Annotated in this window: 27 protein-coding genes and 1 riboswitch; of the genes, 21 read left to right on the top strand and 6 right to left on the bottom strand. The window is 51.5% G+C overall.

The window, feature by feature from the left end; translation table 11 throughout:
- Positions 1-287: 287 nt before the first annotated feature.
- Complete coding sequence (locus tag F566_RS0107075) at positions 288-1,406, top strand: glycoside hydrolase family 5 protein (protein WP_020406291.1); 1,119 nt, start codon at positions 288-290, stop codon at positions 1,404-1,406.
- A gap of 3 nt (positions 1,407-1,409) precedes the next feature.
- Here F566_RS0107075 and F566_RS34800 read toward each other — a convergent pair whose 3' ends face one another.
- Entirely contained in the window at positions 1,410-1,943 is a 534-nt protein-coding gene (locus F566_RS34800) for a substrate-binding periplasmic protein (RefSeq protein ID WP_051085281.1), read from the bottom strand.
- Positions 1,937-2,299, bottom strand: a complete 363-nt coding sequence (locus F566_RS35300) for a hypothetical protein (protein WP_051085279.1) — start codon at positions 2,297-2,299, stop codon at positions 1,937-1,939. The genes F566_RS34800 and F566_RS35300 overlap by 7 nt, the downstream gene beginning before the upstream one ends.
- 599 nt (positions 2,300-2,898) lie before the next feature.
- On the opposite strand from F566_RS35300, the gene F566_RS0107065 reads away from it, so the two are divergent.
- The 4 genes from F566_RS0107065 to F566_RS32180 all read left to right on the top strand — a co-directional run bounded on the left by F566_RS0107065 (position 2,899) and on the right by F566_RS32180 (position 6,242).
- Complete coding sequence (locus F566_RS0107065; protein WP_020406289.1) at positions 2,899-4,011, top strand: hypothetical protein; 1,113 nt, start codon at positions 2,899-2,901, stop codon at positions 4,009-4,011.
- Positions 4,008-4,772 (top strand): PI-PLC domain-containing protein, encoded by a 765-nt coding sequence (locus F566_RS0107060; protein ID WP_020406288.1) that lies wholly within the window; start codon positions 4,008-4,010, stop codon positions 4,770-4,772. Before F566_RS0107065 ends, F566_RS0107060 begins: the two co-directional genes overlap by 4 nt.
- A 228-nt stretch (positions 4,773-5,000) precedes the next feature.
- Complete coding sequence (locus F566_RS0107055) at positions 5,001-5,729, top strand: S1 family peptidase (protein WP_020406287.1); 729 nt, start codon at positions 5,001-5,003, stop codon at positions 5,727-5,729.
- Positions 5,730-5,801: 72 nt separating this feature from the next.
- A complete protein-coding gene (locus tag F566_RS32180; RefSeq protein WP_157496697.1) occupies positions 5,802-6,242 on the top strand; it encodes a hypothetical protein in 441 nt (146 codons plus the stop codon).
- Between the two features lie 70 nt (positions 6,243-6,312).
- Here the strand turns inward: F566_RS32180 and F566_RS0107045 are convergent, their stop codons facing one another.
- The 4 genes from F566_RS0107045 to F566_RS36825 form a co-directional block, all read right to left on the bottom strand.
- A complete protein-coding gene (locus F566_RS0107045) occupies positions 6,313-6,654 on the bottom strand; it encodes a DUF6488 family protein (protein ID WP_020406285.1) in 342 nt (113 codons plus the stop codon).
- A 100-nt stretch (positions 6,655-6,754) separates the two neighbouring features.
- Entirely contained in the window at positions 6,755-7,348 is a 594-nt protein-coding gene (locus F566_RS0107040; RefSeq protein ID WP_020406284.1) for a hypothetical protein, read from the bottom strand.
- Between the two features lie 10 nt (positions 7,349-7,358).
- Complete coding sequence (locus F566_RS0107035; protein ID WP_020406283.1) at positions 7,359-8,114, bottom strand: HupE/UreJ family protein; 756 nt, start codon at positions 8,112-8,114, stop codon at positions 7,359-7,361.
- Between the two features lie 84 nt (positions 8,115-8,198).
- Positions 8,199-8,585, bottom strand: a complete 387-nt coding sequence (locus tag F566_RS36825; RefSeq protein ID WP_157496696.1) for a hypothetical protein — start codon at positions 8,583-8,585, stop codon at positions 8,199-8,201.
- A 341-nt stretch (positions 8,586-8,926) separates the two neighbouring features.
- Between F566_RS36825 and F566_RS0107025 the strand changes: the two genes are divergently transcribed.
- The 16 genes from F566_RS0107025 to cobM all read left to right on the top strand — a co-directional run bounded on the left by F566_RS0107025 (position 8,927) and on the right by cobM (position 23,619).
- A complete protein-coding gene (locus tag F566_RS0107025; RefSeq protein WP_020406282.1) occupies positions 8,927-9,244 on the top strand; it encodes a hypothetical protein in 318 nt (105 codons plus the stop codon).
- Positions 9,245-9,387: 143 nt separating this feature from the next.
- Positions 9,388-9,596: riboswitch (cobalamin riboswitch) on the top strand.
- 35 nt (positions 9,597-9,631) lie between these two features.
- Entirely contained in the window at positions 9,632-9,817 is a 186-nt protein-coding gene (locus tag F566_RS0107015) for a CbtB domain-containing protein (protein WP_020406280.1), read from the top strand.
- A 170-nt stretch (positions 9,818-9,987) separates the two neighbouring features.
- Positions 9,988-10,863, top strand: coding sequence for a CbtA family protein (locus F566_RS0107010; protein ID WP_020406279.1), 876 nt, complete (start codon positions 9,988-9,990; stop codon positions 10,861-10,863).
- Positions 10,844-12,622: an AAA family ATPase gene (locus F566_RS0107005; RefSeq protein WP_020406278.1), complete on the top strand. Its 1,779-nt coding sequence runs from the start codon at positions 10,844-10,846 to the stop codon at positions 12,620-12,622. The genes F566_RS0107010 and F566_RS0107005 overlap by 20 nt, the downstream gene beginning before the upstream one ends.
- Positions 12,623-12,673: 51 nt before the next feature.
- Positions 12,674-13,267: a cob(I)yrinic acid a,c-diamide adenosyltransferase gene (gene cobO / locus F566_RS0107000; protein WP_020406277.1), complete on the top strand. Its 594-nt coding sequence runs from the start codon at positions 12,674-12,676 to the stop codon at positions 13,265-13,267.
- Positions 13,267-14,748, top strand: coding sequence for a cobyrinic acid a,c-diamide synthase CobB (locus F566_RS0106995; RefSeq protein WP_020406276.1), 1,482 nt, complete (start codon positions 13,267-13,269; stop codon positions 14,746-14,748). Before cobO ends, F566_RS0106995 begins: the two co-directional genes overlap by 1 nt.
- On the top strand, positions 14,738-15,388 hold the full coding sequence (locus F566_RS0106990) for an urease accessory protein UreH domain-containing protein (protein ID WP_020406275.1): 651 nt from the start codon (positions 14,738-14,740) through the stop codon (positions 15,386-15,388). Before F566_RS0106995 ends, F566_RS0106990 begins: the two co-directional genes overlap by 11 nt.
- Positions 15,389-15,413: 25 nt before the next feature.
- Positions 15,414-16,571: a cobalt-precorrin-5B (C(1))-methyltransferase gene (locus tag F566_RS0106985; protein WP_020406274.1), complete on the top strand. Its 1,158-nt coding sequence runs from the start codon at positions 15,414-15,416 to the stop codon at positions 16,569-16,571.
- On the top strand, positions 16,568-17,368 hold the full coding sequence (locus F566_RS0106980; RefSeq protein ID WP_020406273.1) for a precorrin-6A/cobalt-precorrin-6A reductase: 801 nt from the start codon (positions 16,568-16,570) through the stop codon (positions 17,366-17,368). The genes F566_RS0106985 and F566_RS0106980 overlap by 4 nt, the downstream gene beginning before the upstream one ends.
- A gap of 10 nt (positions 17,369-17,378) precedes the next feature.
- Complete coding sequence (locus tag F566_RS0106975; RefSeq protein ID WP_020406272.1) at positions 17,379-18,380, top strand: sirohydrochlorin chelatase; 1,002 nt, start codon at positions 17,379-17,381, stop codon at positions 18,378-18,380.
- 46 nt (positions 18,381-18,426) lie between these two features.
- Positions 18,427-19,068 (top strand): precorrin-8X methylmutase, encoded by a 642-nt coding sequence (locus F566_RS0106970; RefSeq protein WP_020406271.1) that lies wholly within the window; start codon positions 18,427-18,429, stop codon positions 19,066-19,068.
- Complete coding sequence (cbiE, locus tag F566_RS0106965) at positions 19,065-20,450, top strand: precorrin-6y C5,15-methyltransferase (decarboxylating) subunit CbiE (RefSeq protein ID WP_020406270.1); 1,386 nt, start codon at positions 19,065-19,067, stop codon at positions 20,448-20,450. The genes F566_RS0106970 and cbiE overlap by 4 nt, the downstream gene beginning before the upstream one ends.
- Before the next feature lie 2 nt (positions 20,451-20,452).
- Positions 20,453-21,205, top strand: a complete 753-nt coding sequence (gene cobI, locus F566_RS0106960) for a precorrin-2 C(20)-methyltransferase (RefSeq protein WP_020406269.1) — start codon at positions 20,453-20,455, stop codon at positions 21,203-21,205.
- Positions 21,202-22,038: a cobalt-precorrin 5A hydrolase gene (locus tag F566_RS0106955; protein WP_020406268.1), complete on the top strand. Its 837-nt coding sequence runs from the start codon at positions 21,202-21,204 to the stop codon at positions 22,036-22,038. The genes cobI and F566_RS0106955 overlap by 4 nt, the downstream gene beginning before the upstream one ends.
- On the top strand, positions 22,031-22,834 hold the full coding sequence (cobJ, locus tag F566_RS0106950) for a precorrin-3B C(17)-methyltransferase (protein ID WP_020406267.1): 804 nt from the start codon (positions 22,031-22,033) through the stop codon (positions 22,832-22,834). Before F566_RS0106955 ends, cobJ begins: the two co-directional genes overlap by 8 nt.
- Entirely contained in the window at positions 22,831-23,619 is a 789-nt protein-coding gene (cobM, locus tag F566_RS0106945) for a precorrin-4 C(11)-methyltransferase (RefSeq protein ID WP_020406266.1), read from the top strand. Before cobJ ends, cobM begins: the two co-directional genes overlap by 4 nt.
- The last annotated feature ends 54 nt before the right edge of the window (positions 23,620-23,673 follow it).

The raw sequence follows: 23,673 nt of genomic DNA, 5'->3' as shown, positions 1-23,673 counted from the left end.
CAGTATGGGTGCTTGGCGCACCTGACTGCGACGATGACGACATCGCCAAGCATTTAACCCTTCAAATCGCACCCAGAAAAGGAAAGGTGTATTGGGAGCATCCAGAAGACATGAACAAGCGACTGATTGAACTGGATGATAACCACTGCTGAGGCATTTACGCAGAAAGTTGCGGTTTCGCCATCACAAACCAACCTCAAACCGTAATTTCCCGTAGAAAAATCACCTGCAAAAAAAGTTGGCGGTTATCGCAGCTACCCGGTCACTACCCCATTCAGGCGCAACAGATGGTGTTCTGGAATAGTCCTCAGCATGGGGCGAACAGTTTCAACCGTTTGCCCCCCTCCCAGAAGTACTTTGACGATCTTGCCGGCTATGGCGCAACCTGGGTCAGGCTGTCATACGATAAATGGCCAACTCAAAACCGGGATTTCCTATTGGGTGATGCTGACCATTATCAGGCCCTGACAGGAGATGACCTGAAAGTCCTGAAAGCCACTCTGGACCGTGCCCATAAAGCCAACCTGAAGGTGGTCATAACACCCCTGTCACTGCCTTATATGCGTTGGGCTCAAAACAATAACGGAGTGTTCGACGACCGTATCTGGTCTGACAAAAAATACTGGACAGATGCCAACCGCTTTTGGCGGGACCTGGCTTCGGCATTACGAGGGCATCCTGCCATTGCGGCTTTTAATCTGGTCAACGAACCAGCACCGGAAAAGAAGGGCGGCCTTGAGGAGCATGCGTTACCAGATCAGATGAAACACTGGTATCAGAAGCATCAGGGTGGTTCAAGGGATCTCAGACAGTTTTACCAGACACTGATAAAAACGATCCGGGGGGTGAATCCTGATGTCCCGCTTATGCTGGACGCAGGATGGTATGCCGCTGCAGACAGCTTCTCATACTGGCCCGTAGGTATTGAGGATGAAAACCTGTTGTATGCCTTTCACATGTACGAACCGTACGATTATACCAGTGGACCCAATATGAAGCGGGAAAAGCCGCTCTCTTATCCCGGTAAGTTGCCTTTTGCCTCAGAGTCTTCAGTATGGACAACTTGGGACGGCGAGCGAGTCAAGAAATATCTATCCGGCCCCTCGGAATGGGCCAGCAATGTCGGCGTACCACAGAACAGATTGGTACTGGGAGAGTTTGGTTGTGGCAGATTGCTGCCGGGCTGTGATCAATATCTGAAAGATGTACTCAGTGCCGCAGAATCATTGAATCTGCACTGGGCATTTTATGCCTTCCGGGAAGATAGCTGGGACAAAATGGACTATGAACTCGGTGCCACCGACAAGGTTCATTGGAAGTATTGGGATGCGATGGAGAAAGGAGAACCGGACCCGGTCGAAAGAAAATCAAGCCCCTTATTTGAGATCATCAGAGAAAAACTATGATGATCAATCCTGGGCCTTTTCAACTTTGGGAAGGCTCAGGTCTTCTTCATATTTGCTCATGATGCTGTCGTAAGTACCGTTTTCCCGAATGGTGCGCAAACCCTCATTGAAGTCATCCCGCACCTGCTCTGAAAGAAAGGCAAACCGGTATTCGGAGGGCGAAAATATATTGTGATAGACCACAGGTTGCCGGAGATCGCTGCGGCTGACGATATACTCATCGTTTAGAATACTGGCCCGGTCATAGAGCCATCTGCGAAAATACTGAAAGATCCTCTTCTCCAGAATAATCACATCCGTTCGGTTTCTGAACAGTTGTTTGATCTGCAAGGACTGGTCAGCTACTTCGTTATAGTCATTATTATATTGAACGGTGCGGGCGAAATCCTCGCCCAGGATAAAGGTCGCACGCTGAAATGCCACGATACTCAGTTGTGAAAGATCCTCCATACGCTTGATCTTCAGGCCTCTGTCTTTGAGGCTTACGGCATGATTGTGAAAGGTGATCACCACATCGCTGTAGTAACCATCTACCATGCTTTTTTGACGTTGATGACGCCATCCAGACTACCATCTTCAAAATTTATGAATGTCCGGGCAAGAGGCAGGTAGGAAGGCAAAATGGAGTAACCTTTGACGGCAAAGCTTTCCCGCAGAATCTCAAGTTCCAGGCCACTGTTTTCCTCCGTGATCACGTAGGGGGGAATGGAAAAACTGATTCCGATGATCAGTTTTTTGGCTTGATCCGTTTCTTGCTGGTCAAACGTTTTTTCCTCATGAAGGTTTCTTTCCGGGTTAGAAGTCGTTTCTTCAGGGGTTACCCTGTCTTCTGCCCAGCTAAAAGAAACGGCTGAGAGTAATACTGTGATCAGAACTGTCTTGATGTGATTCATGTTGTTTCTTATGCGGTAAATCGACTCAACCGGACTAAAGTGTGATGGCTCAACCATAGACTGACCTGTGACCAGGCATTCACGTCCCCCTTTATGCAATATAGCTTGAAATCCGGATTTCGGGAGATGAACTCAAGAAACATCATTTTGAAAACGTTTATTTGTTGCTTAAGAGCCGACACAAATTAATCTTTCAATATTCGTTAAAAAGGTGGTCCAGTCAGGTTGCGAAGCGGGCTGATTTGATCTAAACCTGTAGATACGACTTATGGTAAGAAGTCCGTCATTGCAGTTCATGCCACGGAAAGGAATAAGGAAGAGGACTGTCATGCGCCACTCTGGAAGGAATCAGTTGCACTCTTATCACTATCATGCCAGAGAACGGCTCTGGTGCACCTATTTTTCGTTCTGCCAGTTATCTCCAACTGCTCCGGCCTCTGAATTCCCCATCCTTGGTTACGAAAGTTGTGATCCTCAGTCTGACCGTTTGACTATCCTGTTGAATCATTATCCGTGACAGGACTGTATCCCGCATTTTATTGACGTTCAAAACTCTTCAACAACATACGCATCATTAACCGTTGTCAGGAAGCACGCAAATGAGAAATGTCGCCATTGGATTTTCCCAGACTTATGGGAAAGGTATCTATCCCAGTATTGCTACGAACAAGAGTGAGTTTGTCATCGATGTACACCAATCGCAGGTCACGGAAACGCTGTGGTATCAGGTTGGCGAGCTGATAGGAGGGTATACGGATTTTGGAGAAAGCAGAGAGTACGATACTGGTCGTTATCCCAGCGTGGCGTTGGATAATAATGGCCTGGTGGTGGAGGTTCATGAGTCTGATGGACTTTCAAATAATATGTGGTACCACGTTGGCCAGCTGGATCAGGCAAATAAAACCATCAATTGGGGAGGCAGTAAGAAGTACGACACCGGAAAGTTTCCGAGGGTGGCGATGAATTCAGCCGGAACCGTGGTAGAGGTACATGAATCTGACGGCATCTCCAGCAACATGTGGTATCACGTCGGCAGGGTCAATGCCGGCAACAAGACTATTGAGTGGGGTAGCAGCCACAACTACGACACTGGGCAAACACCCTCGGTGGCGATCAACAGTCACGGTGTCGTAGTCGAGGTCCATCAATCCGAAGGGCTTTCTACAGATCTTTGGTATCACGTTGGCAGAGTTAATGCGGACAGTAAGACGATCGAGTGGGGAGAGAGTCAAAAGTATGACTCCGGCTCTCATCCCTCTATTGTACTGACAGACGATTATTGGGTCATAGAAGTTCACCAGTCACAGACATTCAATACTCTGTGGAAACGCATCGGACGCGTCAATCTGGGCAATAACACGATTGAATGGCGTGGCGGTAGTGAAAAATATGGCGATCAGGGAAGTATTCCTTCAATCGCTTATAACGGTACCCAGTTAGTGGAAACCCATACGGATGGATCAGATCTGATGACATCGGCTTCCCTGTTCATCGACCGTAGCGACTGGATGAAAAACAGCCTCCAGGTCATTGGTCAGAAAACCCTGAAGAACGTTATTTTGCCCGCGGCGCATGATGCCTCCATGTACGAGGTCAACAACTGTACGTCACTCGGACCCTTTGGTGCCAACAGTTGCAATACACAGACCCAGACGTCCTCCTACCTTGGGCAGTTAACAGCGGCATACGCTACTTTGACGTGCGGCCGGTGATCTACAAAGAAACGTTGTCCACCGGCCACTTTAATACCGATCCTCTTCTGGGGTGTAACGGGCCGGATCTGGCGACGGCATTGGCTGACGTAAAAATATTCATGACCCGATCCTCTGAGCTGGCGATTCTCAAGTTCTCCCATTACATGAATCGGGACAAGGATGGTGCTGGTTTCACGGAAGAGGAAATGGACCGCCTGTGTACAGAGGTGATCTCAGCCCTGGATGAATACCTCTATACCGGACCGCTTCCTCTGGCAGAAACGCCGCTCAGTACTATGACTGCCCAAGGGGGAAGGGTGATTGCTGTCTTTGACAATCTCAGTAGCGCACTGCACCAGAAATATGCCGGCAAAGGAATCTACAGCTATCTGGATTATCCGACGTCAGATACCGCAGACCTCACTGTGTTCGATCACTATTCCGATACTTCAGACTTGAATGCCATGGTCAGTGACCAATTGCAGAAACTTGCTAATCCGGAAAGTCATGGAGGAGACCTGTTTCTTCTGTCCTGGACACTGACTCAGAATACCGAGCAGGCCGTTGCCTGCGGCGCGGGTATCGGTGTTCCCATTCTGCGCATGGCGGCCTCCGCCAACGGTGTCCTATGGGAATACATGCAACAAAAATTTCGAGCGGGTGCCATTGGCAGCGACTCCCTCCCGAATCTTCTCTACCACGATGCCGCGCAGGGTTTCGCTACAGATGTGGCCCTCTGGCTCAACAACGGTGGTAGTTTCAATGGGATTAACAGGTAACGGCATGAGTGATTATCAAGGGGGAATCCGATAATTAATTGAAGCTCTTCCGCACCAACTGATACAGTTTGAACCACGTCAGGCTGTGTCAGTTGGCTTTTTTATGAATTTGCCCATCAGAAATTGCCAAACACAGTCCGGGCAACCGCAATTCTGCCAGCCATACGCATTCAGATTCTTTTCATGGAAGCCTGGATATCTCTATGAAAATGCCCACAGGAAGATTCTATGATTGATAATATTCTGCTGACCGCCACCTGTGTATACACCTACAACCAGGACACACTAATTTCGAATGCGAGTGGCTTCTTTTTTGAAAGGCATAAAAGGCTATATCTTGTCACCAGTCGTCATGTCTTAATTGATGAAGAGAGTCATCATCATCCTGACAGGATATCGATCGAGCTGCATACAGAAGCCGATAATCTGGTCCAGTGTATCGGATTCTCAATACTGCTTTATAAAGAAGGAAAGGCTATATGGGTGCAGGGAGAAGATGGCGGTGGCGATGTTGATGTGGCGGTGATTGAAATTGACCGCAACTCACTTCCGGAATCCGCCGTATACAAGGCCTTCACGGAAGAACATCTGCAGTATAGTCAGGACCAGGTACCGGTTGGCAGCCCTCTGGCAGTGGTCGGATTTCCGCTTGGGTTTCATGATACTTTGCACCACTTTCCGGTGGTGCGCCATGCAATAGTGGCTTCTTCCTACGGCTTAAGGTTTCAGGGGAAGGGATACTTTCTCACCGATGGGCGTATGCACCGGGGATCAAGTGGTGCACCAGTCGCTATGCGGGTAAATGATCTGAAAGGCAAGGCTGCCGATATTCCATGGCTATTACTGGGCATACATTCCGGCAGAATGGACATGCAAACAAGAGATGTTGAGCAGGATGAATTTCTGGGCCTGAACTGTACCTGGTATGCAGATATATTGTTGACTTTGACGGAATGAATACTCAATGCCAGTCATTTAAAAGATCAAATGCTGGAAAATCGATCGTAAGAACATCATAAGAAAGGTCACTTGACGAAGCTTCACAAAGATATGTCTCTGGAGCAGTTTGAACAGAGCTATTTTTATGCCAATGAACTAAAAGACTTCGCCAAAACGCTCGGTTTGAAAGTCGGCTTTCTGAGAAAGAATGAAGTTGAACAGCATATCAAGGCTGTGTTGTCTGGAGACAATGTCGGAGATTTACCCAGGAGTGCTCCAAACCGAGCCCAGAAGGGAAGCAGAGATATGTTGCGGCCAGATGCGCTGGTCGTCAATTATGTCAGCGATAAAGAGACCAAATCTTTTTTGAAAGAGGAGATTGCCAAAATTGATCCGGATGCCAAAGCTAAATCCGGGCAGTGGTACTGGCTTAACGACTGGCGTAAGGAGCAGTTGAGAAACGATTGCAATATTACCTATCAGGATCTGGTCAATCGTTTGTATGAACTCATGACTATAAACAGGCCATAGAGGCGTCCTGAAATACAGCGGGACATCACCGGATGCCCGCTGTTTAAGGCTATGCTTTAATGCCGAAACCCTAAATTTCGCCCGTGTGGTTTGCGGCCAGAACATTGCCGAGTTCATCAATGATCACGTATAGAGATCTGGCGGCCGGATCGCTTGCTGCCGGGTTGTTATATTGCACCACCCAAAGTTTCCCGGCTTCAACCTCTTTCAAGCTGACAGCGCCATTGCCCGCTTCATTCCAGGAAGCTTCGACCTGCTGATTGTCCACCAGGTATTGTTTTACAGCATCTGCCTGTTCCGAGGCTTGAGCTTCTGTAATAGGTGCTGCAGCACCGTGATCAGAATGGGCGCTGACAGGGCTCGCCAGAGTCAGAGCAAAAAGGGTTGCTATGATAAAACGCGCAATCATCATAATAAGAAATCCTTGTTTAGTATTTGGGTCGATAAGGAAAGGTTGTTGCTGGCCTTAGACCGGTCGCTGACAACGCGATTTTTACTGTCATGGAAGAAAGTCACGGAAGGTAAAGGGCTTCATAGAAACCGCTCGTCGTTACCTGGACCTTGACCGTTTTTGAGCCACCGTTGTGCCAGTACCAGCCATGGGTGCCGTCAAAAGGGGCCTCAAATGATCCACTGGCATCAGTCTGGTGACGTCCCAGCCAATAACTGGTAAATTCTTCACCAGCGTTGATTTCTTCACCGTGCATGTCGAAGTTGACGGGACCTTCTGCCATCCAGGTAAAGACAAATCGTTCACCGGTCAACATACGAGCTTTAATTTCCGCTCCTTGTCCAGGCTCCAGTGTGACTGACAATGTGTCCGTCCGATGGGCGTTCTTGCCTTTCCAGACAGGACTCAGGCCTGCGGCAAGATTAAGCTTGGGCGGCGGGGCTGTAGCCACTTCTTTCACCGGTGCTGCTGCCGCTGAATTCAGCATCATTAACCCCAGTTTTTCTCCCAGGCCTGTCGGATCAATACCGTACTCGGCAGGAAGCACGGTGGTGATCAGCAATGCGGTTCCGAGGATCAACGCCAGGCCGGTGGCTTTCAGTAAGCTCTTGCTGGAAGGTAGTCCCTCCCGGTCCATATTCGATATATCCTGCATTAGACTCTCCTCAGGAAATAGTTAAGTAGCCAGTGATCTGGTAGCCCATCAGCATAAACCCTGCAGTCATCAGTAACACGTTGGCCGCGTACGCCTGTCGGACAAATGACGCTGACCGGCGCCAATAATTCATGGCGATTAAAATGGCGCCGAGGGCAACCAGTTGACCCACTTCCACTCCGACATTGAATGCCAGAATATTCGCGATCAGCCCCTCTTCGGATAGGGTAAAATCCTGAAGCTTGGTCGCCAGACCAAGGCCATGGAAAAATCCGAAAATAAGTACGGCTGCTTTGGCATTTGGCTGAACCCCGAACCATCGACGGAACGCCCCCAGGTTATCCAGTGCCTTATAGACCACGGATAAACCGATAATGGCGTCCACGATATAGGGATTAACATGGGCTCCGCTGAGCACACCATAAAGCAGGGTGACGCTGTGCCCTACGGCAAACAGGGTGACGTAGATGCCTATGTCCTTCATCCGGTAGAGGAAGAAAATTACCCCCACCAGAAACAACAGGTGGTCGTACCCTGTCACCATGTGTTTGGCGCCCAGATAGATAAATGGCATCAGTTGAACGCCTGCGGCCTGCTCGATGAACAGCGCGTCGCCCTCGGCAACGCCGTGAGCCGTGGCCAGTGTTGACCAGCCAAGCAACAGCAGACTCAGGGCAAAAGTCAATCCTGATGCGGCGATAATGAGAAGCAGGCGCACATCCTCGGCGCCGGTTCTCTTTCGCAAAGAAGTTGCGATCAATAACATCCGGTGATTCTCCGAATACAAAAAATGAATACATACAAACAGGTGCCAGAACTCCGGCACTGCTTTTGCGTATTTTGTTTAAGATCAGGAAATACGAGAGAACTTCGGCGGTCGATAGAGGGTGTAGGGGAGTGGTGTTAATGGGGATAGAGTTGGTGACACTGCAACCTGTCCCGGTACCAGGCTGGGCAGGGGGGGATTGAGTGACAGTGAAGACTGGTTTTCCATTGATTCCAGTAGATGCAGCAACAAATGGTCCTGGTCTGTTATTGTCGTTGGACCGCCGTGAAAATGATCAAGTACTGGGGAGTGAGAATGGTCGTGGAACTGAACGAAAGTGTCGAGATCCAGATTCGGCGAGTTGCTGTGTAAATATTGCTCGGCTGCCAGAACGCCACGGGAACATATCATCACCAGAAGCGAGATGATAAGGAGTACCAAAATATACCGTGACCTTAGTGATATTTGCATGACATGCCAGGGTCCTCAGGACCACCCAAAGAGGGATTTCTCATAACCAATGATGGCTGGATGTTAGCTAACGAACGGCGCAAACTCAACTGATGATCTCTACTTTGAAACGATGGCGAAATGGTGGTTAATTGTCATTAAATGGTGGTTAGCTATCATTAATAGTTGCAAGGTAACGTCGGAAAAACGCAATGTGGTCAGTGCTGCCTTGATGTTGAGTGGATGGAGCTTGTTGGATAACCTGCATGGCTCTGGTCTATGGTGCTGGCAAGCAAAGTGGAAGACTTAAAAAACTGTAATTAGAAAGGAGCGAAAATAATCGCCCAGGTCAGAGAAGAAAAATGAATGCAGGTGACGTAAATGAGCTGATTCTGAATTTATTCAGACAAATTCTGCAGGCGGAGTCTAGCATTATTCAAAGAATTGAAGGCTTCAATGGTGATGTGAATCTGGGGGAGAAAGGCTGTCTTCTGGTGTTTACTTTGCCTGGTCTCTATCAGTTTTTAGAGTCGGAAGTGTGTACCCCATACCTGGCGTTTCGCCAAAGAATATTCCAAGGAACCCTTAACGCTGACCTTCAGAGGATTGGAGGACAGGTTGTCATTATTTCTTCTACAGGAAAGGTGGACACCAATCAATACGGCTTCAGAAATCTATAGAATCAGCAAGATGCCTTATCCGGTGAGGTCATTCAGAGAGCATTCGATCGCTCTTGAATTATCCTGGCCTCCTTTGCAGCTCCTAGTACCTTTTGCCAGCTTCGCCGCTTTTTGCTTGATAATACATTCCATTGCCTTTAGCATTATTCGCTCACGAACAGGTGCCCTGATGTCATGGGATAATCGGGAAGTATGGTAAGCCATCTGGCGGATTCCATCGCTGCCCCCGCATCGGTAAAAAAGAGTAGTTTACGAATGCCACTGGCTCTCAGGACTGAGATGGCCGGGAAGGTGTAAACGAAGGCTGTAACCCTCTTTGAGCCCGAAGACCGGCCTGTATTGTTCATCTCTACTTAGCAGGTACGGTGGGTGCCAGAGGTAATCAGTATGTCGACACAATCAGTCTCCAGGGCGCAGTCCGTCTCCCGGCCTGTATCCTCCACATTTCTACAAACTTCCAGTGCTTTGATCTTTGGTGCAGTGATTCTGTATGCCGTTGGCTTTCTGCCAATGGATGCGGCCCATAACGCTGCCCATGATACCCGTCACTCATTGGCATTTCCCTGCCACTGATACTCCAGATTACAGCTTGATTACTTCAGGCCAGGTGCCTGTGGGGCGTCATTCTGCCTAAAGCCGGTATTGCCACCGTAACTGAAGTGTTATGCGGCAACAGGTCTTATCGTCCTGTGCCAGGGCAATGTCGGAGGAACACGATAAAGAGCATTGGGAAACAGACAACAATGATATTTCGGAGAATTATTTTAAACGCCCTTTTTGTGGGTTTGCTGGCGGGATTGTTTCTGTCAGCGGCCCAGATGGTGGGAGTTGCCCCCATTATTTTCGCTGCGGAGGAATATGAATTACCAGAGGGCGCACCTGTGGCAGATTCATCGCAATTGGCAGCCCACTCTCAGGAAGCAACTGGCGATTCAGTTCATTCCAGTCAAAGTCACCAGGTGTCAACTGAGAATCATCATGGTGCTGAAAGCCACTCTCATGAGAACGATCATCACTCCAGCTCCCATGGGCACAGCCATGGCGAAGATGCCTGGGCTCCGGAAGATGGCGCTGAGCGGACCTCTTATACACTGGTCTCCAATATCATGGCCAGCATCGGATTCGCCGCGGTATTACTGGCCCTGATGGCACAGTTCCAAAGCTTGGGAATCACCAGGATCAACCCAGTGAAAGGACTGTATTGGGGAGTGGCCGGATTCCTGGCTTTTTTCGCTGCCCCCGGTATCGGTTTACCGCCGGAGATCCCTGGCATTGAAGCTGCGCCTCTGTCATTTCGTCAGGAATGGTGGATATTGACCGTTATAGCGACAGGCGTCGGATTGGCGGTTCTCGCATTTACCCCCATCAAATGGAAAGCACTGGGACTGGTTGCGATTGTAGTGCCGTTTATCATCGGTGCACCACATAACGATGGACCGGAGTTTTCTCATCCTGATGCCGGGGCCGTGGAGGCGCTGAGTGGTCTGCATCACGACTTCATTATCGCCAGTAGCTTGGCCAATCTGCTTTTCTGGGTAGCATTGGGATTGTTGAGTGCCTGGGTTCTGAATCGCCGGGTATTGAAAGACTCCAATAACAATGTCGCCGCAAGTGCCTGATTACCCGTTTTCGGCAGTGGCCGGACAAGCGCCCTTTAAACGAGCACTGATCCTGGCCGCCGTTAATCCCAGAATTGGTGGTGTTCTTATCAGCGGTCCACGGGGGTGTGCCAAATCGACCCTGGCCCGGGGGCTGGCAGATGTTTTGCCTGATCAGCCGGCATTCGTCACGCTGCCTCTCGGGGCAACCGAAGAAATGGTCACCGGTACCATGAATCTGCAGCAAGTGCTCCACGAACGGGAAGTTATGTTCAACCCCGGTATACTGGCCAAGGCCCATAAGGGGGTTCTGTATGTGGATGAGGTTAATCTGCTGGCGGACCCGTTGGTCGATCTTTTATTGGATGTTGCGGCCAGTGGGGTCAATCGGGTCGAACGGGACGGCATCAGTCATTCCCATGCATCCGATTTTTTGCTGGTGGGTACGATGAATCCGGATGAAGGAGAGTTGCGCCCACAACTCAGTGACCGTTTCGGTTTGATGGTTGAACTGGACAGTCAATACAACCTTGAAGAGCGAATCGAAATCGTCCGTAGACGTGAAGCCTTCGACCAGAATCCCGCCGATTTCTGCGAGTCATATCATCGTGAGCAGAAGACCCTCAGGGAAAATATCCTTCGCGCCAGAGAACACCTGGGAAAAGTTCATTGTAGCGATGAACTGAGAGTCGAGATAGCCCGCCGTTGTGAGGCTGCCTGTGTCGATGGTCTGCGGGCGGATATCGTGTGGTATCGGGCAGCCGTGGCGAATGCCGCCTGGCGCCAGAATGATTTTGTATCCCTTGAGGACATCGATGCGGTTGAGTCGCTAGTACTGGCGCATCGCAGAAGAAGCCGGCAACCTCCCAGGCCACCTGAAAACCCGCGTCCACCATTCTCCAGACCGCCTACCTCAATTAACCAGAATGAGTCCATTGCTGCAGAACCGAATACAGCGGATTCCGACACTGAGCAGGTAGAAGCTGAGGCTGGACAGTGGGGAGCGATGCCGCCCCAGTCTCAGGAGATGGATAATGAAAAAGCGGGCGATTTTCTCAGCACATCTGCACCGACATCAAGCCAGTCGACTGGATATAACAGGTCTCATTTATCGATCAAGTCACCCAATGCGCGACGGCTCGCCGGTACCAGAGCCGGAACGGGCAATGCCAAAAGACAGAAAAAGAGTCTTCCCGACTGGTTTCGGACCCTGCTGACAAACGGAGCGAACTGGCCGCCGGAAAAAATCAGCTTCAAAAAGGGCCGGAGTGGGTGTCCGGTATTGCACCTTGTGTTACTGGATGCTTCGGCGTCCACTTTGAGAAACAGTCACTTTGGTAAAGCCAAGGGAATTGTTTCCCGCATCGCTGAACAGGCATATCTGGAACGACACCAGTTGCAGATTATCGGGTTTGGTAATGAGCAGGTACAGAACCTGCTCGCCAGACAAATGAGATCACCGAAGGATATACGTCATCTGATGAACAGTCTGGAGGCCGGTGGAGGAACGCCGGTGCGGGACGTATTACTGAAAGCCCATGCTTATCTGAAGAAACTTTCTAAGCAGGAACCCGATATTCAATTATTCACTTATCTACTGACCGATGGTCTTACCCGACAAACGATTACAGATATTGCTTTGCCTGGGGAATGCACGGTGATTGATATTGAACAGTCAAGGGTGAAACGGGGAAGAGCGGCAGCCCTTGCCGAGCAACTTGGTGCCGTTTATCTGACTTTGACCGGCATCAATAACGCAGCAGGTACTGGACCGGCCTGATAGACAATCATTCATTTTATCGCGGGATCAAACAGAGGAGTCTCAGGATTAATGACCGAAGACAAGCATCGACAGAAAATGGCGGCCAAAAAAGCCGTGATGGATGCCAAGATTGCCCAGGCGTCAGAAGAGCGCGGCATCCTGATTCTTCTGAAAGGAAATGGCAAGGGTAAGAGCAGTTCTGCCTTTGGCACTATGCTCAGGTCAGTCGGCCACGGCAAGCGCTGTGCGGTGATCCAATTTATCAAAGGGCGAACTGAAACCGGTGAACATCTGTTCTTTAAGGACCACCCGCAAGTCGACTGGCACGTCATGGGGCACGGATTTACCTGGGAAACCCAGGATCGGGAACAGGATATCGCAGCCGCCCAAAAGGCCTGGGAGCTTGCCAAAAAGCTACTCGCCGACGAAAGCTACGACATGCTGGTCTTCGATGAAATGAGTTACATGTTCAAATATGGCTACCTGGATGTAGAGCCGGTGGTGGAGGCGCTTAAACAAAGGCCGCCCATGCAGAATGTTATCATTACCGGCCGCACTATGGCGCGGCCGCTACTGGACATCGGAGACACTATCAGTGTCGTGCAGGAGGAGCGTCACGCCTTCCGGCTCGGTGTCAAAGCCCAGGCAGGAATCGAATTCTAATGTCGGTTGCAATCCCGGATCAGGTTGAGACATCAGTTTGTTGTCCAGCATACTTTCTGGCGGCTCCAGCCTCTGGCCAGGGTAAAACGACGGTCACTGCCGCGCTTGCCCGTTATCTGCGCAATCAGGGGATCAGGGTGAGAGTCTTCAAGACCGGCCCGGATTATCTGGACCCCCAAATACTGGAGCAGGCATCAGGTCACCCGGTAGAACAACTTGATCTTTGGATGGCCGGTGAGGACTACTGTCGTCAGGCCTTACACCAGGCAGCACAAGACGCGGACCTGATTCTTGTCGAAGGTGCTATGGGGATTTTTGATGGAGAACCTTCCAGTGCCGATTTAGCGGCTTGTTTCGGCATTCCGGTCATACTGGTGATGGATGTAAAGGGGATGGCCCAGACAGCGGCTGCTATTGCAGCGGGTTTGGCCGGGTTTCGCCAGGACATTAACCTGGTCGGGGTGATCGCCAATCACTGCGGATCAGAGCGCCATGCTCAATTGATTCGGGATAACTTACCGGAATCGCTTCCTCTTATTGCCACAATGCCAAGAAATCCGGAGCTGGCGTTACCGGAAAGACACCTCGGGTTGGTACAGGCCAGTGAAGTCAGGCAAGAGCTGGAGGAACGATTTGAAGCCGGAGCCAAGGCGCTGGCTGCCGGGGGGATTGAGGCTTCAGAGTTGTTTGCGCTTAAAACCTCATTGGATACAGGCCTAATTAAAAAAATAGGGCTCGATGAGAAAAATGGGTCAAGTGAGAACAGTCGACCAGGTAAGACAAACGAAACAAAGGGTGTGCTTTTTCAAGCACCGGTTGCAGCAAGGGAAGGAGGTTTAGGTAGACCGCTACAGGGCCTGCGTGTGGGGATTGCCAAAGATGAGGCGTTCAGTTTTATCTATGCTGCAAATCTGCGCCTGCTCAATGAGCTTGGCGCCCAATTTGAATTCTTTTCCCCACTGCATGACAGCGAGCCAGGATCGGTTGATGCAATCTGGTTGCCCGGGGGTTATCCGGAACTTTATGCCGAAGTGCTTTCTGCCAATGAGCCTATGAAAGAGGCGATCAGGCAACACTTCATTCAGCAGCGTCCTATTCTGGCGGAATGTGGTGGCTTCCTGTATTGCCTGGAAACTCTGACGGACCTGGATGAAAACACCTTTAACATGCTGGGACTGATTCCCGGTAAAGGCATGATGCGTGGAAAAAGAGGGTGCCAGGGAATGCAGACCGCTGTGCTCCCGGAAGGTGAAGTCCAGGCCCATGCTCATCACCGTTCACGTAGTTTTGATACCCCGGAGCCTATCGGGTATGGTCGCCGGCAGCGTCATTCTGCCCCTGGAGAGCCCATCTTTCGATTACAGGGCCTTACGGCGACCTATCTCCACCTTTTCTTTCCATCCAACCCTGAGGCGGTGGCCGCCCTGTTTTACCGAAAAGCGACCATTTCAGGGGATCAGGAGATAAGTTGTGTTGTCTAGTTCTATCGCACTGATCGGTGCAGGATTTTCTTTGGGATTTGTCCATGCACTGGACCCGGATCATGTTATGGCCGTTTCTGCACTCAGCAGTGAAAAAACCGGTATTCGCCGCACGCTGCTGTATTGCGCCAGCTGGGCTCTTGGGCATGGCGGTGTGTTATTGGCCTGCGGTCTGCTGTTGTTCGGACTGGGGTTTCGTTTACCTGAGGCGTTACAGATTTCAGCGGAAGCAAGTGTGGGAATTCTGCTCATCGCTATCGGGATAATGTGTTTCTGGCGCTATCGCTCGCGGTCGGGTGAAGGCTCTGAATTGGAAAAAAACCGATTACTAAAAACACGCGGGCAGACCGGGAAGCCAAGGGCGCCATTAATGGTGGGTATGCTGCATGGTCTTGCGGGCAGTGCCTCGGCATTGGCATTGGTACCCGTGATTACACAGGGCCAGTTAGTGATTGCCGTGGCTTATATCCTGGTCTTTTCCCTTGGCGTTCTGCTGTCCATGTTGTGCTTCGGTCTTGGGCTTGGGACGGTCCAGCTTAAACTCCAGCGTTTCAGCGAGCGCTGGTTTCGCTGGAACCAATATCTGATTGCTTCTGTCTCCGTGGTGCTTGGCAGCTATTGGCTGAGTCAGGTTGTTTGATTGATGTTGCAGTCAGGTGTCCCCGATGTGGCCGGAAAGTAGTGAGCAGCCTCAAAAGCTGAGGACCGGTTTGACCACTGGCACTTGTGCGACGGCTTGTTGCGTTGCCGCCGCCCAGCGTCTGCTGAATGGCAATAATGCTCATGCCTGTTCTGATCTGAAAGAGCGGGATTTACCACAGCGGGATTTACCACAAGAAGTCTCCGTGAAGTTACCTCGGGGGAAACTCGTTAGGTTGCAAATCAGTGACCTTCAGCGAGTTGACGAACAGCAAGTGATGGCGTCAACGATTAAGAATGCCGGCGACGATCCGGACGTGACTCACGGCGCCAGGGTCTTCGTTCGTTTACGTCTGCGGTCGCAACCCGGAGTGATGTTTAAAGCCGCCGAAGGCGTTGGTACTGTCACCCGGGACGGGCTGAGTCTGGGGGTAGGGGAGCCGTCTATTAATCCGGTTCCCCGTCAAATGATCCGGGATCATCTTGAACAGGCAGCTGAGCAGTTTGGCTACCTGGGCGGTTTTGAAGTGGCTGTCGGTGTGGAAAACGGGCATGAACTGGCCCTGAAAACCATGAACCCACGTCTGGGAATCGTAGGAGGACTGTCCATATTGGGAACGACTGGCATAGTCAGGCCGTTTTCTTGCTCTGCCTATATTGCCTCGATTCATCAGGGGATCGATGTGGCCCATGCCAACGGTATTGACCATATTGCCGCCACCACTGGCAGCAGTAGTGAGGCAGCCATACGAGACCTTTACGGCCTGACGGATATGGCTCTCATCGAGATGGGGGATTTTGCCGGTGCGGTATTGAAATATCTCCGCCGGGTCAGGATCAAAAAAGTCAGTCTCTGTGGCGGCTTCGGCAAGATGACCAAGCTGGCTAACGGCCATCTGGACCTGCACAGCCGAGCCTCGTCGATTGATTTTAAGCAACTGGCAGAAATGGCTGGAAACCTGGGCGCTGATAATGACCTGATTCATCAGGTTTTACAGGCCAACACCACCATAGAAGTGCTGAAACTTTGTGTTAGCAAAGAGATACCTCTTGCGGATGAGGTTTGTCGACAGGCGCTTGCCAAGGCAAGAAGTATGGTTCCCCTGGATGTAGAACTCGAAGTCTGGGCAGTGGACCGGAAGGGCCGATTTGTTGGGAGTGCGTTTGAGGGGTTGCAAGGATGAAAGGCACTCTTTTGCTACTGGGCGGAACGGCAGATGGAAGGCGACTGGCCGAAAGCCTCAGCAGACAGGGAGTTCAACTTATTTACAGCATTGCAGGTTTGGTCAGAACCCCTAACGTCTCTTGTGAGGTGTTCAGTGGTGGCTATACCCAGGTGGGAGGTTTGGACCGTTTCCTTTGTGAGCAGAATATCAGTGCCATTTTGGATGTAACTCATCCTTACGCCAGGAAAATGAGCGAAACGGCGAGGGAAAGCGCGGCTTTCACGGGCATACCTTACTGGCGCTTTCAGCGTCCGGCCTGGCGGCCACAGAAAGAAGACAACTGGAGCCGTTTTTCGGACTGGTTTGAATTGTTGGATTCGGTTAGTACCAAAAAGTCGCTTTTTCTGACAGCCGGGCAGCCGGATCAGGGCATTCTGGAGAGGCTGGCTGAATACCAGCAGCAGGGACAGCGACAGTTGTTGCGAACGGCAGTAGAGCCCAGGTTTCCCTTACCCGGTGATATGGAATGGGTCAAAGCCATCGGCCCGTTTGAAGTGGCGAATGAACGGAACCTGATGCGTCAACATGGCATTGATGCCGTCATCAGCAAGAACAGTGGGGGCGATGCCACGGTTGCCAAATTGCAGGCCGCGCGGGAACTGAACATCCCGGTATACATGCTGGAACGGCCGGAGCTGACTCCGGTTGATGATGAGTTTAACAATATTGCTGCCATGGAATCCTTTGTGCTCGAGCAGTTTAAGACGCTGAGCGCTACAGGTCGATTTTCCAGAGCAGTGACAAATAGAGAGTAGAGGTCTAGTCATGACAACTTCACCCGATAAACCTGCGATTTTGTTCGTAGGGCATGGGTCCCGCGACGTCGAAGCCGTGGAAGAATTTTATCAGTTGGCGGAACACTTCCGGGAACGTTTCCCTGATCGACTGGTGGAGACCGGGTTCCTTGAATTCGTGCGTCCGATTATCGCCCAGGGGGTGGAAAATCTGGTATCCAAAGGCGCCACTCACATCCAGGCCATTCCCGGTATGTTAATGGCTGGCGGGCATGCCAAAAACGACATCCCCAGTGAACTGAATGCGCTTCAATTGGAGTATGGAATCAAGATAGATTATGGCGCTGAGCTGGGAGTAAACCCCAAAATGCTCCAGGCCGCCCAGGCGCGTATAGAACAGGCAGAGGAAGAACTGAAAGCTCAGGTGGGATCTGGCTACCAGCGCAAGGATACTTTGTTGGTCGTGGTCGGCAGAGGCGCCTCAGACGCAGACGCCAACTCCAATATTTGTAAGATTACCCGGTTTCTTGAAGAAGGCATGGGCTTTGGTTGGGCGACAACCTGTTACAGCGGAGTGACGACCCCATTGGTACCGGACTGTCTGGAGCGTGCCCACGGACTGGGTTTCAAACAAGTCATTGTGTTTCCGTATTTCCTGTTTACCGGAAGACTGGTCAAGAAGATCTACGCCTGGGTGGATGAATACGCGGAGGCGCATCCAGAAGTGGCGGTGGTAAAAGCTTCCTATCTGAACGACCACGCCAAGGTGATCGATACTTTCGTGGAAAAGCTGGGGGAAATTGAGGCGGGCAACCCGAATATGAACTGCCAGCTGTGTCAGTACCGGGTGCAGATCGTCGGCGCTGAACACAAAGTGGGTCGTCCCCAGGAAAGCCATCACCATCATGTGCAGGGTATCGGCACCGATGCTGATCACGGTCATCATCACCATCACCATCATCACCACCATGATCACGGCCATGATCAGGGTCACGATAAGATCGAGCATGAACGCAGCAAAGAACCACAATAGGTTCTGGCTAAAAACCGTCTCTATTGAAGAAAAATAAGCTGATCAGATGACATTCGACTACGAAACCAGTCCCCAACAGATCGAGCAGGAAAGCTTCAGGCAAATTCGGGCGCTGACAGACCTCAACGGACTGACTCCGGCGCAGGCGCAAGTCGTAATGCGGATCGTTCACAGTATCGGAATGCCGGAAGTGGCCTCGCAGGTACGCTTCAGTGCCAAGGCTTGCGAAAGGGGGCTGGAAGCATTGTCTGAATGTTGCCCGATACTCTGCGACGCCGAAATGGTAAAGCAGGGGCTCACTAAACGAATGCTGGCATCTGAACCGTTCTGCTTTCTCAATGATCCAAGAGTACCGGCACTGGCTGCGCAGAAGCAGGAAACGCGCTCCATGGCAGCGCTTAAACTCTGGCCTCCATTACTTGAAAACAGTGTTGTGATCATCGGGAACGCGCCCACGGCATTATTTCGCTTACTTGAAATGTTGGAATCTGGGAGTCCCAGACCCGCACTGATCATCGGTATGCCGGTGGGCTTTGTCGGGGCAGCAGAGTCCAAACAGGCTTTATGGGACCTCCACTACTCACTCGGAGTTGAATGCATCACGCTGTTAGGGCGCCAGGGTGGAAGTGCTGTGTCTTCTGCCACCTGCAACGCGCTACTGCGCTGCCTGAAAGGAGAGTGGTATTGAACTCAATCCATGTGATCGGACTTGGCGTGACGGAAACACCGGAGCTCAGCCAGAAAGCGCTGCAGGCTCTAGAGAACGCCGATCGGGTGATTGGCTCCGCCCGCCAGCTCAAGGTGGTGGAAACGCTTCTGCAGCAGCAACAGACCCTGGAGCTGCCCCCGCTGTCAGAGTTGGCTTTGTATCTGGAATCAGCGCTCAGCCAGGAGTCGAACAGAGGCCACACTGTGATACTGGCTTCCGGCGATCCCTTGTATTACGGCATTGGGAGATGGCTGAGTCGCCATATTCCGCCGGAGCAGTTGTTTTTCTATCCTGCCGTGTCCAGCATCCAGGCAGCCTGTCATGCCCTCGGTCTTTCTCTTCAGGATGTAGAAGTAATTAGCCTCCATGGACGCCCCATGGAGCGTATCCGGACGGTTCTCAAACATCGCCATACATTGGTGGTGCTCACTGACAAATACAGTACGCCACAAGTACTGGCGAGGGAATGCGTGGCTGCCGGGTTTGAGCAGTCCAAACTCGTCGTATGCGAATCCATGGGCTATGAAAATCAGAGGCTGAGCCACTTTGATGCGTCAGAGCTCGCCCAATCAGTTCAATTATTCGACCCCTTGCATATCACGGTCATAGAAACCCGTGGTGATGGTGGGGTGCTACCGGAATTCCCCGGTATCCCCGATGACCATTTTGAGACAGGGACCGAACCAGGAAAGGGAATGATCACCAAAAGAGAGGTCCGGCTCAATATCCTGTCCCTGCTGCAGCCGTCCAATGATGACGTTATCTGGGACATTGGAGCCGGCTGTGGTTCGGTGGCGATTGAGCTTGCTTATTGGAATGAGTGTTGTCAGGTCATTGCGATTGAGCAACATACTGAACGACTGAAACACCTGGAAAAAAACCGGCGCCGCTTTGGAGTCGTCAGTAACCTGAGCGTCCAGCCGGGGCGGGCGCCAGAAATACTGGAAGGGCTTTCACATCCGAACAAAGTGTTTATTGGCGGCAGTGACGGGCGACTGCCTGAACTTTTGGCTCAGACCTGGGAAATGCTTCCTCCAGGTGGGGTATTGGTGGCCTCAGCAGTGACTGAAAACACCCGACATCAGTTTATGACGTTTCTGACGCAGCGGAATCTGGCAGCAGACGCTAAACCTGAGACCTGTCAGATCGCTGTCAGTAAAGGGGGCTTCCTGTCTGATCAGTTGATCTACCGTCCGGTTTTGCCTGTCACCTTGTTCCGCTTTATCAAGCGGCTCGCCAATTCACCGGATAAGCAATCTACCGCCCAACTTCCGGACGAGACATCGATAGACGGCCAGGAACGCTATGAAGAAATCTCAGATGTGTTCGTAGCAGGAAGGGACAGGGCAGGAAGGGGATAGGTATGAACAATTCGAAGTCAGAGACAGGATGTTTTTACGGTGTTGGGGTCGGCCCGGGCGATCCGGAATTGTTAACGCTGAAAGCTGCGCGATTGATCAGGGAAGCCGATGTGGTGGCTTATCTGTGCAATGATCAAGGTCATTCCCAGGCCCGACAGATTGCGGCTCAGGTCCTGAAAGAGGCCGATCCCTCGCAAACCGAAATGCCGATAGAGCTGCCTATGTGCGAAGACCGGCGAATTGCGAACGCCGTCTATGATGAGGCGGCAATATTGATCAGAGAGCATGTGTCTGCCGGACTAACCGTGGTGTTTCTTTGTGAGGGGGATCCGCTGTTTTTTGGGTCGTTTGCTTACCTGCTGAATCGCCTGCAATCGGATTGCCGATGTATGGTGGTGCCGGGAATATCGTCACCTCAGGCGGCATCCGCCGCACTCAGCCTGCCTCTCACATTACTGAAAGAGTCTTATTCTGTGATCAGCGGGCGGCATTCTGATGCCTCGATTCTAAACACACTCGGCAGCTATGACAGCGTTGTGATCATGAAAGCCGGGAAGTCCCGCCAGCGCATTCTCAAATTATTGGCGGAGAGCGGACGACTGGCGCAGGCGTCCTACCTGGAGTATATCGGTCGCGACAACGAACGCATTGTGAACGATGTCACCACGCTGGACCGGGAAGCTCCGGGACAGGCTGGCCCCTATTTTTCGCTGTTTGTAATTACGCCACAACGTCGAACGGAGGATCTCGGGTGATTCGTGTCCTGGCGTTAACGGAAGCTGGCAGAAAGTTGGGTAACTTCCTGACGTCGCAACTGACTGGCAGTGAGCTTTGGTACAAACCACAGCCCTTTACCGAGCGGGTACAACAGGCATTCACTAACGGGGATCGACTGATTCTGATTTGTGCCACTGGCATTGTCGTCAGAACTCTGGCGCCGGTGATCCGATCGAAACAGGAAGATCCCCCGGTATTGGTATTGGATGAAGCAGGACAATTCGTTATTCCGTTGCTTTCCGGTCATGAGGGAGGCGCCAACCAGTGGGGAAAGGAAATCGCTCAGTTGCTTGAGGCGCAGCTTGTGGTCACAACCGCCAGCCGCTATCTGGACCCGATATATACCGTCGGGATGGGGTGCGAACGCGATTGTTCCAAGGATGAACTCCAGGAATTGCTGCAGCACTGCCTGGACGATGCAGGACTCTCAATCACCCAGATCCAGTCGATCAACAGTATCGATATCAAGGCCGATGAGCAGGGATTAATCGCTCTGGCAGAAAACCTGGATAGACCCTTTCATACCTGGAGTAAGGCCAGCTTGAGTACCATGGAGGGGTTATTAAGCACCCGATCTGAGTATGTTTATAACACGGTGGGGGTTTATGGAGTGGCGGAATCCGCCGCGTTATATGCCGCCGGAAACGCGACAGGAGAACAGGCTGAGCTGGTTCTGAACAAACAAAAGAGCCGGAGAGCCACCTGTGCCATTGCCAGAAGCTATCCACCTGCGCCTATCGAACAAAACTCTTCTGCCGACAAACAAAACTCCTTTAAACACAAACTAAATGCTGAATTGAAAAATGGGTAAATTATTCGTTATCGGGTCAGGTCCCGGTGATCCTGAACTGGTCACCCCAAAAGCCCGTAAGGCCATTGAATCATCCACTGATCTGGTGGCCTATGGTCTTTATCTTAATCTGTTGGGGGCGATATGTTCCGGTAAATCCCACCATGACCTTCCCCTTGGCGAGGAAACCGGCAGAGCTCGGTTGGCCCTTGATCTGGCCGCCTCGGGAAAGACGGTGTCACTGATCTCCAGCGGTGATATCGGTATCTACGCCATGGCAACGTTGGTGTTCGAGTTGCTGGATCAGCAGTTACAGGGTCTGGAGCATCATCCGGAATGGCTGAATGTGGAAATAGAAGTGATTCCCGGAATCTCGGCCATGCAGGCGGGAGCCGGCCGGGTGGGAGCTCTTTTGGGGCATGATTTCTGTACGATTTCACTGTCCGATCTCCTGACGCCATGGGACACCATCGTTAACCGTATCGAACATGCGGGAGCCGGTGATTTTGTCATTTCTTTCTACAACCCGGTATCCAAAAAGCGTCACTGGCAGTTAAACCATGCCAGGGACATTCTGCTTAAACACCGGCCTTCAGAAACGCCGGTATTCATCGGCCGCCAGCTGACCCGGGAAGACGAATCGATTGCCATTATCACCCTGGCAGAACTCGATGCAGGCGACGTAGACATGTTTACGCTGGTGTCTGTTGGCAACAGCGAATCCAGGCACATTATCAACGGAACGAAAGAATGGGTATACACCCCCCGAGGCTATAGAAAATTGTGGTCTCCCACACAACACAAGGAGTCGGCATGAAAGTCTATTTCATCGGCGCCGGCCCGGGAGATCCGGAGTTGATCACTGTCAAAGGGCAGCGGCTCATCGCGCAATGTCCGGTGGTTCTTTATGCAGGTTCATTGGTGCCCAGAGAAATTCTCGAAATAGCTGAAGGCCGCGCTAAACAAATTATTGATACCGCCTCTCTGGATCTTGAGGAGATAATCGAACATATACAGAACGCATGTGAACAGGGCCAGGATGTGGCACGAGTACACTCTGGCGACCCCTCGGTCTACGGTGCGATCGGCGAGCAGATCCGGCGGCTGGAGTCTCTTGGCATCGACTATGAAGTCATCCCCGGTGTTACCGCTACCTCAGCATCTGCTGCATGGCTGGGGAAAGAACTGACCCTGTCAGGGGTTTCTCAAACCATCATCATGACCCGATTTGAAGGCAAGACGCCGTTTCCAGAACGTGAGCGTCTCCCGGAACTGGCCAGAAGCGGTGCAACACTGGCAATACACCTGGGGGTTACTCGCATCCATAAAGTTGTTGAGGAACTGATTCCCCATTACGGTGAGGACTGCCCGGTGGCGGTTTGCTATCGCACTTCCTGGCCTGATCAGGACAAAGTAACGGGCACACTCGGTGACATTGTAGAGAAAGTGCGGGCCAAAAAATTCACTCGCACTTCATTGATATTGGTAGGCCGGGTATTGAATACGGATGCGTTCAGCGATTCCTACCTCTATGACCAGAACCAGGCACACATATACCGGCCCAGGGTGAAACCATCCGAGCCCCGGACCGTCAAACGATAGCGATGAACCCTGAACCTTGAACCTCGAACAACGCTACAACCGCCAAAGACAACT

This window comes from Hahella ganghwensis DSM 17046, from assembly GCF_000376785.1.
Lineage (GTDB): Bacteria > Pseudomonadota > Gammaproteobacteria > Pseudomonadales > Oleiphilaceae > Hahella > Hahella ganghwensis.
The sequence above is the reverse complement of the archived record's forward strand: the minus strand, read 5'-3'. Positions and strand labels throughout refer to the sequence as shown.